We start from the raw sequence: 17,199 nt of genomic DNA on the forward strand, positions 1-17,199 counted from the left end.
CTGGTTGATTGCTGCTTGTGGGGGGAAGTACTGGGGAATTTCTTGATGGTTACAGTGTTCCTGACTTTTATCTGCATTTTTCTGGGGGGGAGAGCCCGGAGCTGCGGCTCCGGGTAACTGAGGTTTGACCGCGCTGCGGTCTTTTAGGGTCATTCAGGGTCCCGGAGCTCCAGCTCCGGGCAATTGCTTTCCTCAACTTGACCAGCATACCCCCCGCAGGACATTCGGCGGAGCTGGAGCTCCTCCACCCCACCCAGGGTCCCGGAGCTCCAGCTCCGGGCAATTGCTTCCCTCACCTTGACCTGCCTATCCCCCGCAGGACACTCGGCGGAGCTGGAGCTCCTCCACCCCACCCAGGGTCCCGGGACTCCAGCTCCGGGCAATCGCTTTCCTCACCTTGACCAGCCTGTCCCCGCAGGACGTTCGGCGGAGCAGGAGCTCCTCCACCCCGCCCAGGGTCCCGGGGCTCCAGCTCCGGGCAATCGCTTTCCCCACCTTGACCAGCATACCCCCCACAGGACATCCGGCGGAGCTGGAGCTCCTCCACCCCACCCAGGGTCCCGGAGCTCCAGCTCCGGGTACTTGCTTTCCCCACCTTGATCAGCCTACCCCCCGCACGACACTCGGCGGAGCTGGAGCTCCTCCACCCCACCCAGGGTCCCGGAGCTCCAGCTCCGGGTACTTGCTTTCCCCACCTTGATCAGCCTACCCCCCCGCACGACTTTCAATGAAGCTACAGCTTCACTACCCGCACAAGAGTATTCCTGAACCGTTTCAAAACGAAATCAACAGCTCCCCATGGCCACCGTAAACCCGAATTCCGCGCCACCGCCGCCCAAGAAGAAGACATCCACCTTGAAAAAGGTGTTGTACGTGATCATCTTGCTGGTGGCCCTGTCGATCTTATTGCAGATACTGGGCGTAGGGGTAGTGAGTAAGCGAGAGAACGACACCCTGATCGAGCAACCGCACGCGGAATAGCTTAGCCCAGACCGACGCTGGACAGTCCGGGGTAGAAAGGCCAGGGAATAGCCGCCAGAATCATCACCAGTCCCGCGATGTAGTACTTACCGATGGTCTTCCAACCCTTATTCAGCGTAGCCTGCCGCTTGGCTTTGCTGTAGCCCACGGTGATCAGCACCGTAGCGAGGATCATGACCCACCAGTGCACCCAATTGTAGTACGTAGCCACCGAGGTGCCGGCATTCTCGGGAACGTCCGCCGCCACGCCGTAGGGGCTCAACCAGAGGTAGAGCAGCAGGCCAAGCAACAATTGAATGTGCACCGAGATCAGGCCGAATAAAGCCCACTTATCTTTCCCGGGGTACACCGTACCGCTGCTGCGCATGGACATGGCGCGGGCGATGGCGACGATCAGCAGAATAAGCACGATCCAGCGGAGACCGGAGTGTGCGTGTTGGATTGCAGTGTAGAGTACTCCCATAATGGTTGTTAAGTGGGGCCAAGATAGACAGACCCGCCTAATCCTGCCCGAGCAGGTAAGCGTAATCCTCCATCCCGTCAATATGTTTAAAAACGATGCGCATGATGGCCACCACCGGTATCGCCACGATAGCCCCCACGGCACCCCACATAACCGTGAAGGCGATGACGGCAACGATGGTCGTTAGCGGGTTAATATCAACCTCATCCCCCACGATCAGCGGCGTCAGGATGTAACTCTCCAGCATCTGCGCCACGGCCATCGTACCGAGTACGCCCAGGATCATGGTACTGCCGCCCCCGCTGGCGATCGCGATGGCTACGGCTATCCCGCCGCCGATGATGTTGCCCAGATAGGGTATGATGCTCAGGATCGCGACCAGCACGGCGATGACGATGGCGTAGTTCAGCCCCACCAGGGAGAAGCCGACGCCATACAGCACCGACAGGATCAGAATCAAAATCAGCCGCCCCTTTAGGTACTGCTGCGCCACGTCGGTAGCCTCGTTGATGGTCTGGTGGGTTTCCCCACGCTTATCGTCCGGGGTGCGGCGCAGGACGAACTCCCGCAGCCGTTCTTTCTGGCTGAGGAAGAGCACGACATAGACGAACATGAGCAGAAAATCACCGAGTACACTAAGGGTACTCGACAGGGCACCGGTGATCTGCGACTGCCCGAAGGGAAGGTTCTGCAGCATGGTGCCCCCACTGCTTCCGCCGGCTCCGCTACCGCCGGTAGCGGTAGAGTCCTGGGTAACGGAGGTAGAGTCACTGCCACCGCCGCCGAGCATGGGTACCTGTTGCTTCGCCTTTTCGATCTGTTCCGTCAGGCGGTCCTCGATCTCCGGCCAGTTATCGGCGAAGCTGGCTGCCTGTTGCCCGATGGCGAAAAAGATTCCGGCAAAAAACAGCACCAGTACGAGGACCGCCCCGGCGATGGCAAAGCCGGGTTTCCATCCCCAGCTGCGTAGCTTAGTATCGAGGGGGTCGAGCAGAATGGCGATGAGCCCGGACACCGTCAGCAACAGTAAAACGGGCTTCCCGTAGTACAGTATGGCAACCACGCCGAAGATGGCAATGAGACGGAGTACGAATCCAACCAACTTCGGAGAAACTTTCATATTGAGGTTTGTTTGTCTTTGATAGGTCGATCGGGGTGCCTCTGTTCACTCCGCCGTACTTTTGCCCCGCATCCAAAGCCAGTTATACCGTGGTCGACCAAGTAAGTTTCCGCCTCCAAGCCCGCCCCCGTGGTTTCCACGTCGTCACCCGGGAGATCATGGAGCACCTCCCCGCCCTCCCCCAGAGCGGCCTGCTTCACCTCTTCATTCAGCACACCTCGGCGGCCATCACCGTCAACGAAGCGGCGGATCCCGACGTACTGACGGACTTCGAATCCATCTTCAATAAGCTCGTCCCGGAGAATATGCCTTTCCTGGTCCATACCCTCGAGGGCCCCGACGATATGCCCGCCCACATCAAGGCCGCCATGATCGGCAACAGCATCACCCTGCCCATTACGGCCGGCCGGCTGAATCTGGGTACCTGGCAGGGGGTCTATCTCTGTGAATTCCGCAACCGGGCCTCAGGCCGCGGCCTCGTGGCCACGATCTACAGCTAACAGCCCACGCCAGTTGCGGTAACCGTAGACCGCCATCACCACGTAGATCACCATCAGCAGGGCAAACAGAAGGGCGCCGGAGCGCAGGTAGATGAAGACGTAAGCGGTGTCGATGACCACCCAGTACAACCAGTTCTCCAGCCGGCGAGCAATCAACAGAAAGGTGGCCATCACGCTGAGGACCGTGGTGATCGCATCCGCGTAGGTACTCGTGGCATTCGTATAGGACCCTACGACCGCCCCGAGCAATATTCCTCCGAGTATCCCTATTCCGATGGTCAGCAGGTGCTCCCTGCCAGTCATCCGGACGATATCGGAATCCGGTTGGGTGTTGGCGATGGCCAGGTCATCCAGCGTACTTTCCGCCGCCGCCTCCGGGCTGCCTCGTCGCCACCGGTAGATACCTACCCCGGCCATGACCAAATAAAACACCTGTAGGAGGGCATCCGATACGAGCCGGTACACCACCAATGACTGGTGGGCCCACAAGGTGGCGCTGACGGCCGCGAAGAGCCAGCACCAGTTGTTGTCCCGGGCGGCCAGATACACGTACACCAGGGCGGTCAGGGTGGCCAGCCACTCGACTGCGCCAATATTCGCCGCCTGCGTGAATAGTTCCTCCACCGGCGGTTACAAACTGACCGTCATCAACTGACCGAAGCGCTGTACCCGCCGGTCAATCTGCTCCTGGTCCAGCGTCTGCATGCGCCGGGTTCCGAAGTCTTCGACCACGAAGCTGGCCATAGCCGAACCGTGAATGACGGCCCGCTTCAGGTTTTCAAAGCTCAGGTCGTCAGTCGCGGCCAGGTATCCGATCATGCCCCCGGCGAAGGTGTCCCCGGCACCGGTGGGGTCGACGACCTTGGGCAGCAGGAGGGCCGGAGCCGAAAACAGATTCTCGCCCTCAAAGAGCAGGGCACCGTGTTCTCCCTTTTTGATGACCAGGATCCGGGGTCCCATCTCCACGATCTTAGCGGCAGCCTTGAGCAGGCTGAGTTCCCCACTGAGCTGACGGGCTTCCTCGTCGTTGATGATGAGAACGTCGATGCGCTTGAGGACCGCCTTAAGGTCGTCCAGCGCATTGTCCATCCAGAAGTTCATGGTATCGAGGGCCGTCAATTTCGGTCGCTCGGCCATCTGGTCCAGCACGCGCGACTGCACCGCCGGAGTCAGGTTGCCCAGCATGACGTAGGGCGCCTTCTGGTAGCTCTCCGGCACCTTAGGGTCAAAATCGGCGAGGACGTTGAGTTGGGTGTCCAGCGTATCGCGGCCCATCATATCGTCGTGGTAGCGGCCCGCCCAGTAGAAGGATTTGCCGTCCTTCACTACTTCGACACCCTCCAGGTCGGATCCCCGCTTCTTGAGGTCCGCCAGGAAATCATCATTGTAGTCACCCCCGATGACCGAGACCAATTGTACCGGCTGCACGAAGTGCGTCGCGGCCATCGCGATGTAAGTGCAGCTCCCCGCCTCGATCATTTTTACCTCCCCGTAGGGCGTGTAGACATCATCGTATGCAAGGGTACCGACTGCGAGCAAGCTCATAAAGATTATTTTTAGGCCCGCAAAGATTGCAAAATAAAGCCGGACGACGTAAATTTGCGTCCGCTTAGCGCTTACGGCGCTGACGCACATATTGCCTCAATAGCTCAGTTGGTTAGAGCGGCGGACTGTTAATCCGTAGGTCGAAGGTTCGAGCCCTTCTTGAGGCGCACTTCTAAAAGCCTCACTTCCCCCGGAAGTGGGGCTTTTTTTTGTGCCCCCAGTTTCGTCCGCCCAACGCAGTAAAGCGGAGTTGGTTTGCCGAAGCGCGTCGGAGCGGAAGATCACATGTAGCCGATGGATACATGGATCACCGGTAAGCCCCCTGGTCCGCCGAGCGGTAGCTCGTCCTTTAACTTCGTTGTGTCCGATTGATCAGCTCGATTTGTCTCTACGGGTGCTCAGTATGCTGCTAAGCGAAAGCCCGGCCTCTAAAAGCTATCTGCCCAGGGGCCTTACCCTTCCCCCCGCAGCTTGTCCAGATACTGCCGTACCCCATGGTGACTGATTGTCCGCCCCTCGAAGAAAGAGGTAGTCGCTTTTCGCTCGGTCGGGGAAGCGTCCAGGCTGGATAGCACGTTTTGCAGGTGCATCTTCATATGGCCGCGCTGAATGCCGGTAGTGACCAGGCTACGGAGAGCGGCGAAATTTTGCGCCAGCCCCGTCGCGGCCGCTACGCACATCAACTGATTGGCCGTCGGACGGCCCAGGACATCGAGGGCGAGATCCGCCAGCGGGTGCAGGCGGGTAAGCCCTCCCACGGTACCAAGAGCCAGTGGAACGGTTAATTCGAAGATGAAGACGTTATCCACGACCCGGCAGCGGCTCAGCGAACGGTACGTCCCCCCCTCGGCGGCAAATGCGTGGGCGGCCGACTCTACGGCCCGAAAATCGTTACCGGTGGCGAGCACCACTGAATCGATGCCGTTCATGATCCCCTTATTGTGGGTAACGGCGCGGTAGGGATCGTGCCGGGCAATATCCACGGCCAGCGAAAACCGGCGGACGAAGTCGGCGGCATCCACCCCGGACCCGGCCAGGTTCATCTTCTCGATGGGGCAGCGGACCCGGGCGTTTACCACGCAGTTGGGGGTGTGGTTGCTGAGGATGGCCATGATGACCTCCAGGTCACGCTCCCGGTCCGTTAGCAGCGGGCTGTCTGACGACCACAGCTGGATTTCGGTAGCGTAGGCCTCCAGTACCGTATTGATGAAGTTCGCGCCCATGCTATCGCCGGTACCGAAACTCACGAGAAGCTGGTAACACTGCTCGTTCACCTCCGGGAGGTGCTTCCACTGCATCGAGCGGACCCCACCTCCCCGTTTCTCCATGCGTGCCGTGATGTCCGCCGTCGCGTGCCGCAGGCGCCGTTCCAGTTCGGGGAACAGGGCCGCCCGTCGCTCCGGAGCCCCGGCCCAGCGAAAGTGAAGCTGACCAAGCTTCTCCGTGGCTACGATCTCGGCCTCGAAGCCACCCCGGCTCATCCAGTACTTAGCGGCGCTGCTTGCCGCAGCCACTACGCTGCTCTCCTCGATCACCATAGGTACGGCGTAGAGTTCGCCGTTGATGAGAAAGTTAGGCGCAATACCGAAGGGAAGGGGGAAATTGGCAAGTGTATTCTCGCTGAAATTATCGACGACCTCCTGCAGATCGCTGCTGTTAGCGTCGAAGAAGGCGAACTCGCCGTCGTCGTGCCCCTGGAGGAAATGATTCAGTAACCATTCGCGGCGCTGATGCTTGTTGAATTTGCTGAATCCGCTGACGCGGCGGTTTTCCCGGATGGTGTCGGACACGGGTTGGAGTGTATAGTTATAAGCGGGGACGAAGATAGGCCTTCGCCAGTTCCAACCCCCGAATCTGTGTGGCCACGTAGCGCTGCAGGCTTCCGTAATCCTCCCGGGCGTGACGTAGCAAGGCCGATGCCTGCCCGTAAATGGCGGGCACCGAACTCAGGGAAGTCAGGTAATAACCATCCAGAAACGACCGGACCCCACCGCTGATGATCACCTTCTGGCAACGCACGTTCTGCGGAGCTTCCTCTACCAGCTTATTGATCTGACGAACCATTTCCTCGGCGGAGTGGCCGACCCGGGTCAGTCCTTCGTAGGCCAGCCGGGCCAGTGCGTCCGAGCGGAATAATTCCAGCTTACTGAAGTTCGTCCCCCCGTTTGCCGCCGTATCGAGCGCCAGTATCGGCAGTTCCAGCAGCGATCGCAGGCTGGCCGGCCCCATCCCCTGCCCTACTTCCTTCACGATGACGGCCAGATCGGGCAGGAGGCGCACGACCTCGCGGATCGTTTCCAGCGGGGATACATTGAAGCGGTCGCCCTCGGGTTGCAACCACTCCTGCAGCGGATTGACGTGGATGATGAGTCCGTCAAGGCTCAGTGAATCGACGAGTTGTTGGATCAGCACCGATTCGCCGTCTTCTAACAGGCGCTGTACCTGGGCGGCGCCGAGGTTAGCGAAGATGGGTACCTCGTCGCCGGCGAGTGGCCGTACGTTGAAGTCGCCAAAGCGGTGATCTTCGTAGAGCAGACTCCGACAGGACCCTAAACCCATTCCAAGGCCGAACTCACCCGCCGCCCGCGCCAGGTTGTGGTTGATGATCAGCGCTTTTTCGGTACCACCGGTCATACTACTGACCCAAAGCGGGGCACGGAGAAATTTTTCGCCCCAGTCCATATTTCCGTAGCTGCCCGGCAGCGGGTGGGCGGCTAATAGCGGTTCGTAATCAAACCGGCCGTCTAGCCCATCCCGGTCGGCCTGCGAATCGAAGGCAAGCTCAATATGGTCCTCCTTTCGACCGGGTGCATTAGGATCTTCCATAGCGGCCCCCGGCAGGTGAATGGGCAAAGTTTCCGACATAATATTGCCAACGTTGGGCTAAAAGAATGGTTGAAAGGATAAAAAAAGGGAGTGCCCACTGGGCACTCCCTGAAAAACGGTCTTTCCAAAAAGCAAACACTTGACAAATTCTTTTCCCGCTGTGGGGATCGTGCGTAGTTCAACACACCAGATGGTTACACCATTTTCGGCATGTCGGCATCACACGTTATATCTTTAGGGTTTCCAGCATTTGGCGTTTACAAAAGTTCACAATGAAGAAGACATCGATACTGATACCTTTAATCCTTGTTGTCTGCCTGATCGCGCTTGCGCTGCTCGTTTCTCAGGCTATTGCCGCATCGGAGCAAAGCCAAACTGGGATCGAAGATAAGGCCATTTCTTCGGAACATCCAAGGCTTACACCCGATGATTCCCTGAATATCCGTGACAGCCAACGGATGGCCGATGGATCATCTACCACGCAAAACCAACGTTTTCAGGACCTTGTGCCCGCCACCAGCGCCGACGATGGTGTGACGTCCAATAGTTCAAATACTGGCAATTTTTTTGTAATTGCCGGCACCTTTCGGCAGCAGATCAATGCGCGGACCCGTGTACGTAACCTGAAATCGGCGGGCTTTGATCGCACCGCCCTCGAGATTTTTGATCGCGGTAAGTACGCCGTCGCCCTCGTGGATCACACGGAATCGTACGGTGAAGCCGCCGAACTGGCGCAACGGGTTCGTAGTGCGGGCTTCGAAGTGGAAGTTTACCGCAAACGATGAACTTACTTCTGGTAGGCTAACATGCCGCCTTCCAGGTTTCGCACGTTTTTGAAGCCGGACTGGCGGAGCAATTCCTGGGCCATCGCGGAGCGCTTTCCGCTGCGACAGTAAACAATGATTTCCTGGTCCCGGTACGGGGCCAGTTTTTCCATTCCCATACTCAACTGTCCTAGCGGCACGTGAATGCCTCCGACGTTAAATTCGGCTCGTTCATAATCTTCCCGAACGTCCAGCAAGACATAATCTTTCTTGTCTTCCTTTTCACGTCTTTTCAGTTCTTCTACGGTTGCTTCCATTGATCTTTTGACTTACAGGTCAGGGTTCGGTTTGACGCAACAAGGATAAGGCAGAATAGATTACTTCCTAACGAATTTTACGCGGCCTACCCGCTCATCCGCCCGGCATTCGAGCAAATACAGACCCGCCGGTAAGTGACTCACGTCCACCTGCGTACTTCCCCGCTGGCGCAGTACCTCCCTGCCATCCATCGATAAAATTACGATTTGTATCTCGCTGTTTATAAGTCGATTAGGCAAACGTATGTTCACTATTCCGTTTGTAGGATTCGGAAAGAGCCGGAGGTCGGCGCTCAAATCGCGCGATTCCCCGGTCGACGTTGGGCGGACATCGGCTCCGGAAAGCAGCGGCCGAATCATAATAGCGCCCCGTGTAGAGCCCAGTAGTTCCTGCCAGCCACTGCCGGCATCAAAGTACTGCAGTCCGCTTAACGGATTATTGCGGTCAAACCCCACCGATAAAGACCGGTCGGACTCCTGCTGTTGCCACCCCACGAAAAACGCGCCCACCGGCAGGGGCAGGGGCTCCTCCAGCGCGTAACTGGTAAAGGCCTGTAGGGAGTCCCGGTAGTAATCCTCGGCGTACAGCAAGGGGTAGTCGGCGGCATAAAGCAATTCTCCCGGTCCGCCAGTTTCGCTTTCGCCGTAGACCACCAGTGTGATCCCCTGGTTGCCGGCACCGTCCAGTAACCTGGGCAAGCGAATCCGTATTCCGGTCAACTCATCCTCCACGAAGGCGGTATACCGCTGCACGATAATATTTCCGCCCTGCCCCTCAATGGCCACTTCCGCCGTGCCGTCATCGTAGGCCATGTAGTCTCCCAGTTCGGTTATCTCGGTCGCCTGACTGTTCTCCAGTATTCCCGGCGCGAAGCTGGCATCTTCCGTAGCTACGGTAAGATCATAGGTCGTGGACAGCGTATAATTCCTCGCCGGATCGAGCCCGGATAGATAAGCGCGTAATTGGTTGTAGGACGGCAATTGATCGAAAGTGCCGCGTCGCTCCTCGATCCCCGCCGGGGCGATGCCGTTGTCCTGCCCGAAGTAGGCGGACGGGATCAGGCCGTTCTCTCCGATCACCGTACCGTTCGTCTCGTCGACGATGCGAAACCGCGAGGCGGTCACCGGCGTCACGTCCGCCCGGTGGTTCCACATCCGTAGGTATACGCTATCCACCAGCAGGCTCTGCCCGCCCGCCTGGAGATGGCGCACCGGAATGCTGGTGTACGGGGCGGTCAGCCGGAACGGTTGCTCGATCAGGGCGAGGTCCTGGTTGACCAGGCTAACGGATTGGTTGCTCAGCTTGACATAGTCGAGGTTCCAGTTATCCACGGAGCCCCGCTCGGTGCTGAGATTGACGAAGCGAAATTGGAAACCGTCGTATTCGTAAGCGGCCGGCACCGCGATCGTCTCCCCCGTGAATTCCGGGATGAAGCTGTTCGGCCGGGTACTCAGTAGGCCCTCCCGGGAAAAGACCGTATTCCAGCTGCCGTCGGGCGCTAGAAACTGCACCAGGAAGCTATCCTGTACCTCCGGCCGGTTACCGTAGCCCTTGGCCTGAAGGTAGAAGGAGAGTACCGTTCCACTCTGTCCGGCCAGGCGGATCGGAACGGAGGTCAGGTAATCGCGTGGGGTAGATCGGCGGCCGTTGCCAATCTGCGGGTACGATTGGCCGGCGTAGTCGACGGCGTCGAAGGTTGCCACGCCAAGGGAAGGTGGTCGCACGCCGTAGCCACGGTTGATCAGGACATCGGCATCCTGCCAGTAATCCAGCTCCGGGCGTACGTCATCGTAGCTGAAATCGTCAAAGAAGGGCAGGCTTACCGGTTCCCGGTCGAGGGTGAAGGTCGTGCGGTAGGTATCGCAGAGACCGTATTCGTTGCAAACCGTGACGCATACCTCGTCGATACCGCCGTAGCGGGCGGCTTCGTACTGAAAGTCGTTCCCCCCGTCCATGCCGGTAAGAAAGGCGAATCGCTGTCCCCGCCCGGGGTAATCGTCGGTGCAGCTTCCAATGGTCCGGCAGAACGCACCACCGGGAAGCTCCGGCTCGGGCACGCTGACCTCCGTAAAGGACTCAGGCGTCACGAGTTGGTTACCGAGTTCGATGGTCCGCCCGGCGCGTTGTACGAGCAGGACGAGAAAGGTCGTATCCGCGCAGACCGTAGCGGAGCAGACGGTGAAACCCACCGTGTCCAGCCCCTGCTCTACGTCGGGGAGGGCCGTGTAGATCACGGTATCGTTGCGTAGCTCCACGGTACCGAAGTTGGCTTCGTCGCAGCCGATGCAGCGGTAGTCATTCAGGTCACTCCCCAGGCCGGCGGTATCGAGGTCGATCCGTACGGTGCTACCCGCCCCGGCCAGTATCCGCTCGATACCGGGCAGATCCGGGTCCTCGCAGGTTTGCAGCCCGGCGGGGGCGTGCCGGGGTCGGCCGTCGAGCAGCTGGGCGTGCTCGGCTAGTGGGACGATTTGTTGGGCGGCCAGCCCGGCGCTGCAGGCCAGTAGGAGGGAAAGTAGGAGCTTCATTCGTGTCTGTTAGCCACTACGCAACGTTGGCGGCGGCAATAAGATTGGGTCACTGACAGTCAGCCGGCCGCGTTTCACTGAGGTAGACATCCACCTTCGCTCCGGTTTCCAGTTGTGCGCCGGCTCCCGGCTCGGTCCGCGTGATGTACGCCTCGTTCCGGTTGGCTACGTCACCGACCACGCGTCCGATCACCAGCTGGCTCCCGGTGATGGCGAATTCCGCCGTTCCGTATGTCTGACAGCGGTAATCCTCCAGCCGGACATTGTCGCCGCGTCGCTGCGTGATGACGAAGTCGATCGTGCTGCCCATGGGTACGGTGACGCCCTTCCGCAGGTCCTCGTCGGTGATCTTGCGGTCGTCGTAGTACAGGTACAGGATGGTCCCGTCCTCCTGCTTGGCATCGAATTGCCGTTCCCGCACGCGGTACTTCAGATTCTTAACCTTCAGTAGCCGGACGTACTGATTGTAATCGTAATTGCCCACCAGACCGGGAAGCGTAACGTCGGGGGCGTCGTCGCTCAGTACCGTCAGGTATACGGTCCGGTTGTTCTTGACACGGCTCCCGACGGGCGGTTGCTGCTGGACGACCAGTCCGGGCGGTTTTTCGGGGTCGAAAGTGCCGACCGTCACGTCCAGGTTAAGATCGTTGTCTTTGGCGAGGGCGCGCGCCTGTTCGATCTGCATCCCCTCGAAGGTCGGCAAAGCCATGCTTTCCCCGTGGTTGGTGTACCACTCCAGGCCGAATTTCAGTACCAGGAACAGCAGGGTGAAGAACAGCAGGGCGGCGGCCACATTCTTCAAAATGGTCGTTACCACGTTAGCTTTTTTTTTTGGGCGGCGGGGCGCAGGTGTAGTGTCTTTCAATGGTGGGGTGGCTACTGCGGGAGCGACCGTCGTGGCGGGGGGCAGCCCCTGTCGCTGCTTCCGTTCCTTGGCGAAATCAAGGATAGCGGCGATAAACTGATAGGGCTGGTAACCGGCGATGGCAGCCTGATGGAAGATGGCCGTAGCCGGCGTGATGCCCGGCAGGCTGTTGACCTCGATCACGATCGTTTCCGCGCGGCCGTCTTCGTGCACCCGTACGAAGGCATCGATGCGGCAGTATCCGGTGACGTCGAGGATACGGGCGGCCTTCTCGAGGTCGCGTTTGACCTGCGAAGCCACTTGCTCGTAATCGTACTGACCGTAGGCCAGCCGCGCCGGAGTGAGGTTTTGCCCCTCCCCGGCCAGGAATTTTTCCTCCAGGCTCAGGATCTCTCCCCCGGCCAGGGCCTCGCTGGGTTCAAATACCTCGTATCGGATCTCGCCGTCGGGCCCGTAATGGGTGAGCATGCCGCCGGTGATCTCCAGGAATTTCGCAGACCCTTCGGCCGTGATCGGCGATTCGAAGAGGATGGTGCTCTTACCCAACGGCCACTCTTCCTGATCACCCAGTTTCAGGGTCCGACGCGCCGCCTGTTCGGCCGGGCCACCCGGATCGAAAGTCAGCGTGCAGTAAGCCGCCAGCTGCTCGCGGTTGCGCAGGAGGAGTACGGCGGAACTACAGCCGTCATCCACCGGCTTGGCGATGATGGGGAAACCAAAGCATTCTTCCACCCGGTTCATGAAGCCCTTGGCGTTGAGCTGGTAGTCCTGCCGGCTGGCCAGGAGCTGTTCGGTCACCGGCAAACCACCGTCGTAGAGGGCATGCAGGGTTTCGTACTTATCGATGGTGACCGAGGAGCTTTCGGGGCTGGAGCCGTTGTAGGGCAGGCCCAGCTTTTCGAGCTTCCGCTGTACCTGACCGTCTTCTCCCGGCCGGCCGTGCAGGGCAATGAAGACCAGGTCGACCCGGTCGGGCAGGGCGGATAAGGGCACGAAGTCCGGGTGGAAGACCACGTCCGGATCGGCGTAACGGGCGGTGATGTCCCGGCAGGCGTCCCGGATCTCGCGGATCACCGGGTGTTCCTCCTGTTTGATCAGTTTGTCGCGGATATCGTCCGCGTTGTCCTTCAGCAGCAGATTGATGGGCAGCTGGTACACGACGAAGTCTTCCCCCTCGTGGGAGTCGTCAATCGGAGCCGTCAGGAAAATGGGTAATGGGCGGAACCGCTCGCTAGAACTAAGCTTTTCATACACGTTACGACCGGATTCCACACTTATGTGGCGCTCAAAACTCGTTCCACCCAGCATGACCGCGACACGCTCTTTTTCACCTGCGCTCGCCGCCAAATCGTCTAATTCGCCATCGAGTTGCTCCATCAGCTCCGTATACCGGTGCTCCTGCAGGCTGGTGCGGATGATGTACGTCAGGAACTGGGAAGGGCTCAGGCCGATCTCGGCCGCCTGGTGGAAGAAGAACGACGAGGGCATCATGCCGCTGGTCGTATTCGGATCGTTGAGGTAGATGTTGCCGTCGGCGGTGTAAAATCCGTCGATGCGCGCGTAGACGTGAAATCCGAGCTGTTCGAACAGCCGCTCCGTCTCGATGCGGATGCGCTGGATGGCATCGCTCGGCAGATCGATGGGGGTGACCTTACGGCTGCGCCCCGGCAGGTATTTGCTTCGGTAATCGAAAAGATCGCCTTCGAATTTGACGATCTCGGTCGGTGGGAGCGCCACTACCCCACCGTCGGGCTTGCGCAGGACGATGGTGGAAAACTCCCGCCCGTCGATGAAGCCCTCGATGATGACCCGCTGCTCGGTCTGGTGTCCTTCCAGCAAGACCAGGGGGTGGCCCCCGTCGGCGGCGGCGCTTTCCAGGTACTCGTGCAGGTCGTCGGGCGTGTAGATCGTGAGCCGGTGATCGCCGCGCTGGGCGTCCAGTGGAAAAGCGATACCGTCGCGGAGGTCGCTGACCTTACGGACGTACTCGATGCGATCCTCTGCGGACTGCTCGGCATAATCGGAAAGCAGGACGGCCTCCCGGAAGAAAGCGGCGTTTACGGCCCGCTCGAAGCCGGTGAGTCCCTCTTCTTCTTTGAGGATCGCCACGCCGATGCTGCTGCCCTGCCGCGCGGGGCGGACCACCATGGGCCAGCCGATCTTCTCCACGGAGTCCGCAAACAGCTGCTCGATGGGGGTCGTGCCGAGCTCCTCTTTTTCAATAACCAGGATGGGAGGAGAAGGAAAGCCATCGCGGGCCATCATTTCCTTTTGAACGGCCTTATCCATGCCGATCTCGCTGGCCTCTACGCCGCTGCCGGTATAGGGTACGCCGGCGTACTCCAGTTCGCGCTGTAGCTGGCCATCTTCGCCGTACTCCCCGTGCAGGGCCAGGAAGGCGATGTCAATCAGCTGCGGTAATTCCTCGCGGCGGATACGACGGCCGACGTGGCTGCCCATTTCTTCCAGCTCCAGCTCGTCCTTGGGGCCGAGACTTTCCTGGTACACCTGGAATCCATGGCGACTCTCGGGCGCCAACGAAACAGGGGGGAAGAAATCCCGGATGCTGCCACGGTAGAGATACTGCCAGTCCAGCAGGTACCATCGCTTATAGCTGTCGACAAAGATGGGGACCGGCTCGAAGAGGGACTTATCGAGGTTATCGTACACCGTCCGCCCCCCGGCAAAGGAGATCTCACGTTCCCGGGAGGGGCCGCCGAAAAAGATGCCTACTTTAATACTCATACACTGCTTTGAAGGGGGGCCGCGAAGTTAACGCATCCGGCATACAAAGCTTAACGGTTCTTTAGGGCGGATTTATTACATGGCTACCGCAACCGCATGGGCGGCAATTCTTCCCCGGGATGAAAGACGAAACTCATCTCCTCAAATCGCGGGGCCCGAAACCAGCTTTGGAGCGGGCGACTCAGGGCGTAGGGCTCGGCGGGCAGTCCCAGCCAGTTCGTGTCCAGGTCCCCGTTGTCGTTGACATCTTGAAAGACGGCGATGGCGTAACGCTTGTTTACGGTCAGGTTATCGATGCGAACCTGCGCCTCTCCGACGTGGCGTACGGGTTGGTGAATGAGCCGGGCGCGTTCCCGGTCGAGAAAATCGTCTTCTGATTCGTAAACGCCAATCCACAGCGTCCCCGCATTGGTGACGATATTTTCGATCCGGACGTCGAGCGTGCCCTTATCCGGCCGCGCCCCGAAGGTGACCGGCGCGGGTGGTAGGGTAAGGAAAGGCATCAGGCAGAGTATCCACTTCATGGTACCCCCATAAACAAAGCGGGCGACCCCTTTGTGAAGAGGAATCGCCCGCGTCTTTACGTTTGGTCGGTTATGCGGCCGCCGTCTACTTGACGATGGCGTAGTTGACCGTCTTTTCCGGATTGTCGGGGTAAAAACCCTCCAGGGTGACGGCACCGCGGCTTACCTCCAGCAGTCGCTGCAGTTGCTCGACATCCTTGACGGAGCGGCCATTCACCTTCGTGAGGATGAAGCCGGGGCGGACACGGGTCTGTTCGGCGAGCAGCCCGTTACCGAGATCGGCTACGGCTACCCCGCCCTCGATGTTGAGCTCTTCGGCGTAATCTTCGTCCAGATTCTCGAAGTCGGCACCCAGGTCGGCATAGACCTCGGGCGTTTCTTCGGGCAGAATGACGTCGGTGGTGCCGTTGCTGTTCTTCAGGCGAACTTTAAAGTCCTGCAGATCACCGTCGCGCTCCACGCTGATGGTCACCTCGTCACCGGGCCGGCGGCGACCGAGTTGCTCGAGCAGGGTACTGCTGCGGAAAGTCTTGACGCCGTCGACGGCAACGATCACGTCACCGTTCTGGATGCCTGCTTCCTGGGCGGCGCTACCTTCCATCACTTCGGCTACGTAGACACCATTGTTGCGGTCGATATCCAGTTTACCGGCACTGGCGGTATTAAGCTGCTGGATGCGGGCTCCGAGCAGACCCCGCTGAACTACACCGTATTCGCGCAGGTCTTCGGCTACCTTCTTCACGATGGCACTGGGTACGGCGAAGCTGTAGCCGGCAAAAACGCCGGTCGGGCTGCTAATGGCCGTATTGATGCCGATGAGGTCACCGTTCTGGTTGACGAGGGCGCCTCCACTGTTACCGGGGTTGACGACGGCGTCAGTCTGGATGAAGGATTCGATGGCCAGGTCGCCACCACTGCGGCGTACGATGTCGATGCTGCGGCCCTTGGCGGATACGATACCCGCGGTAACGGTACTCGTCAGGCTGAAGGGGTTACCGACGGCTACGACCCACTCCCCGATTTTGACGTCATCGCTGTTGGCGAATTTGATGGTGGGCAGGTCGGTTTCGTCGATTTTAATCAGGGCGATATCGGTGGTCGGGTCCGTACCGATCACTTTCGCGGTATAGGTACGCTCGTCGTTGAGAATGACTTCGAGTTCTTCGGCGTCGGCTACGACGTGGTTATTGGATACAATGTAACCGTCGCTGCTGACGATAACACCGGATCCGCTGCCCTGCTGGAGGGGCATTTCGCCACCGTCACCACCACGGGGGTTACCGAACAGGTCGCGGAAGGCGTCCGGAATCTGGTCGGGGTCGATGTTGCCGAAGGGCGTCTGTACACTGCCGCGGCCACCCATGGACTTGGAGGCTTTGATGTGCACGACGGCAGGCAGGGCGCGATCGGCCGCTACGACGAAGCCGTCGGTCGGCGCGGGCACCACGCGGGTGTTCGGTGCACTGGCGAAATTGGCAAAACTGGAGGGGGTGTTCGCTACTTCAACGTAGCGCGTATCGCCCCAACCCAGATAGTTGGCGCCACCGAGGGCGATCAACCCACCGAGTACGGCGACAAATACGATCAAGAGAAATTTTTTCATGGGACTATTTTATTAATTCGGCGTGTCTCGACAAACTTGGCCGAAAGCACGGTATTAAGACGATTGTACCATTCAATTGGTTGGTTATCCGCCCGGTTCTTAACAGTCTTTAACGGGGGTGGGTTAAATGGTGAATGGGTGAGGGACTGAATTCGTGAATTTGCTGCCGCACATGGTCGTATCGTCCCGGAGCCGGAGGGGGTTTGGACCCTGCGGTCTTCAATAGTCGCCTGCCCAGCGGAGCTGGTCCGCCGACGGGTCGCTCGTGGGAGGATTGAATTCGTGAAGGAGTGAATTGGTGAATTTGCTGCCGCACATGGTCGTATCGTCTCGGAGCCGGAGGGGGCTTGACCCTGCGGTCTTCAATAGTCGCCTGCCCAGCGGAGCTGGTCCGCCGACGGGTCGCTCGTGGGAGGA

Annotated in this window: 14 protein-coding genes and 1 tRNA gene; 4 read left to right on the forward strand and 11 right to left on the reverse strand. The window is 59.4% G+C overall.

The window, feature by feature from the left end; genetic code table 11:
• The first annotated feature begins 798 nt into the window (after positions 1-798).
• Positions 799-981 carry a hypothetical protein gene (locus DRW39_RS06890; RefSeq protein ID WP_116106274.1) on the forward strand — a complete coding sequence of 61 codons (183 nt, stop codon included), beginning with the start codon at positions 799-801 and terminating at the stop codon, positions 979-981.
• Between the two features lies 1 nt (position 982).
• On the opposite strand, the gene DRW39_RS06895 is transcribed toward DRW39_RS06890, so the two are convergent.
• Together DRW39_RS06895 and DRW39_RS06900 are read right to left on the reverse strand one after the other, a co-directional pair.
• Entirely contained in the window at positions 983-1,444 is a 462-nt protein-coding gene (locus DRW39_RS06895) for a cytochrome B (protein ID WP_116106275.1), read from the reverse strand.
• Positions 1,445-1,481: 37 nt separating this feature from the next.
• Positions 1,482-2,564, reverse strand: coding sequence for an AI-2E family transporter (locus DRW39_RS06900; RefSeq protein WP_116106276.1), 1,083 nt, complete (start codon positions 2,562-2,564; stop codon positions 1,482-1,484).
• An 89-nt stretch (positions 2,565-2,653) separates the two neighbouring features.
• Between DRW39_RS06900 and DRW39_RS06905 the strand changes: the two genes are divergently transcribed.
• Positions 2,654-3,064: a secondary thiamine-phosphate synthase enzyme YjbQ gene (locus DRW39_RS06905; protein ID WP_116106277.1), complete on the forward strand. Its 411-nt coding sequence runs from the start codon at positions 2,654-2,656 to the stop codon at positions 3,062-3,064.
• Here DRW39_RS06905 and pnuC read toward each other — a convergent pair.
• Entirely contained in the window at positions 3,029-3,688 is a 660-nt protein-coding gene (gene pnuC, locus DRW39_RS06910; protein WP_116106278.1) for a nicotinamide riboside transporter PnuC, read from the reverse strand. The two genes, DRW39_RS06905 and pnuC, sit on opposite strands and share 36 nt — an antisense overlap.
• A 6-nt stretch (positions 3,689-3,694) precedes the next feature.
• On the reverse strand, positions 3,695-4,609 hold the full coding sequence (locus DRW39_RS06915) for a PfkB family carbohydrate kinase (RefSeq protein ID WP_116106279.1): 915 nt from the start codon (positions 4,607-4,609) through the stop codon (positions 3,695-3,697).
• Positions 4,610-4,702: 93 nt separating this feature from the next.
• Here DRW39_RS06915 and DRW39_RS06920 point away from each other — a divergent pair.
• Positions 4,703-4,776: transfer RNA gene (locus DRW39_RS06920), tRNA-Asn, on the forward strand.
• 285 nt (positions 4,777-5,061) lie between these two features.
• Here the strand turns inward: DRW39_RS06920 and DRW39_RS06925 are convergent.
• Both DRW39_RS06925 and DRW39_RS06930 read right to left on the reverse strand, forming a co-directional pair.
• Complete coding sequence (locus tag DRW39_RS06925) at positions 5,062-6,399, reverse strand: hydroxymethylglutaryl-CoA reductase, degradative (RefSeq protein ID WP_116106280.1); 1,338 nt, start codon at positions 6,397-6,399, stop codon at positions 5,062-5,064.
• A 16-nt stretch (positions 6,400-6,415) separates the two neighbouring features.
• Entirely contained in the window at positions 6,416-7,474 is a 1,059-nt protein-coding gene (locus DRW39_RS06930; protein WP_232830083.1) for an isopentenyl-diphosphate delta-isomerase, read from the reverse strand.
• Between the two features lie 233 nt (positions 7,475-7,707).
• Between DRW39_RS06930 and DRW39_RS06935 the strand changes: the two genes are divergently transcribed.
• Positions 7,708-8,220 (forward strand): SPOR domain-containing protein, encoded by a 513-nt coding sequence (locus tag DRW39_RS06935; protein ID WP_116106281.1) that lies wholly within the window; start codon positions 7,708-7,710, stop codon positions 8,218-8,220.
• A 2-nt stretch (positions 8,221-8,222) separates the two neighbouring features.
• Here DRW39_RS06935 and DRW39_RS06940 read toward each other — a convergent pair whose 3' ends face one another.
• From DRW39_RS06940 to DRW39_RS06960, 5 genes are all read right to left on the reverse strand, one after another.
• Positions 8,223-8,516: a rhodanese-like domain-containing protein gene (locus DRW39_RS06940; protein ID WP_116106282.1), complete on the reverse strand. Its 294-nt coding sequence runs from the start codon at positions 8,514-8,516 to the stop codon at positions 8,223-8,225.
• Between the two features lie 60 nt (positions 8,517-8,576).
• Positions 8,577-11,045, reverse strand: coding sequence for a T9SS type A sorting domain-containing protein (locus tag DRW39_RS06945; protein WP_116106283.1), 2,469 nt, complete (start codon positions 11,043-11,045; stop codon positions 8,577-8,579).
• Between the two features lie 49 nt (positions 11,046-11,094).
• Positions 11,095-14,655, reverse strand: coding sequence for a PASTA domain-containing protein (locus DRW39_RS06950; RefSeq protein WP_116106284.1), 3,561 nt, complete (start codon positions 14,653-14,655; stop codon positions 11,095-11,097).
• 83 nt (positions 14,656-14,738) lie between these two features.
• Positions 14,739-15,179 (reverse strand): DUF2141 domain-containing protein, encoded by a 441-nt coding sequence (locus DRW39_RS06955; RefSeq protein ID WP_116106285.1) that lies wholly within the window; start codon positions 15,177-15,179, stop codon positions 14,739-14,741.
• Positions 15,180-15,264: 85 nt separating this feature from the next.
• A complete protein-coding gene (locus tag DRW39_RS06960) occupies positions 15,265-16,782 on the reverse strand; it encodes a trypsin-like peptidase domain-containing protein (RefSeq protein ID WP_116106286.1) in 1,518 nt (505 codons plus the stop codon).
• Positions 16,783-17,199 lie beyond the last annotated feature (417 nt).

This window comes from Lewinella sp. IMCC34191 (genome assembly GCF_003390935.1).
Taxonomy (GTDB): domain Bacteria; phylum Bacteroidota; class Bacteroidia; order Chitinophagales; family Saprospiraceae; genus Neolewinella.

What these genes read in the sequence shown, in the direction of transcription:
- DRW39_RS06890 (WP_116106274.1), top strand. Translation starts at nt 799, where the DNA reads ATGGCCACCGTAAACCCGAATTCCGCGCCACCGCCGCCCAAGAAGAAG.
- DRW39_RS06895 (WP_116106275.1), bottom strand. Translation starts at nt 1,444, where the DNA reads ATGGGAGTACTCTACACTGCAATCCAACACGCACACTCCGGTCTCCGC.
- DRW39_RS06900 (WP_116106276.1), bottom strand. Translation starts at nt 2,564, where the DNA reads ATGAAAGTTTCTCCGAAGTTGGTTGGATTCGTACTCCGTCTCATTGCC.
- DRW39_RS06915 (WP_116106279.1), bottom strand. Translation starts at nt 4,609, where the DNA reads ATGAGCTTGCTCGCAGTCGGTACCCTTGCATACGATGATGTCTACACG.
- DRW39_RS06930 (WP_232830083.1), bottom strand. Translation starts at nt 7,474, where the DNA reads ATGTCGGAAACTTTGCCCATTCACCTGCCGGGGGCCGCTATGGAAGAT.
- DRW39_RS06935 (WP_116106281.1), top strand. Translation starts at nt 7,708, where the DNA reads ATGAAGAAGACATCGATACTGATACCTTTAATCCTTGTTGTCTGCCTG.
- DRW39_RS06940 (WP_116106282.1), bottom strand. Translation starts at nt 8,516, where the DNA reads ATGGAAGCAACCGTAGAAGAACTGAAAAGACGTGAAAAGGAAGACAAG.
- DRW39_RS06945 (WP_116106283.1), bottom strand. Translation starts at nt 11,045, where the DNA reads ATGAAGCTCCTACTTTCCCTCCTACTGGCCTGCAGCGCCGGGCTGGCC.
- DRW39_RS06950 (WP_116106284.1), bottom strand. Translation starts at nt 14,655, where the DNA reads ATGAGTATTAAAGTAGGCATCTTTTTCGGCGGCCCCTCCCGGGAACGT.
- DRW39_RS06955 (WP_116106285.1), bottom strand. Translation starts at nt 15,179, where the DNA reads ATGAAGTGGATACTCTGCCTGATGCCTTTCCTTACCCTACCACCCGCG.
- DRW39_RS06960 (WP_116106286.1), bottom strand. Translation starts at nt 16,782, where the DNA reads ATGAAAAAATTTCTCTTGATCGTATTTGTCGCCGTACTCGGTGGGTTG.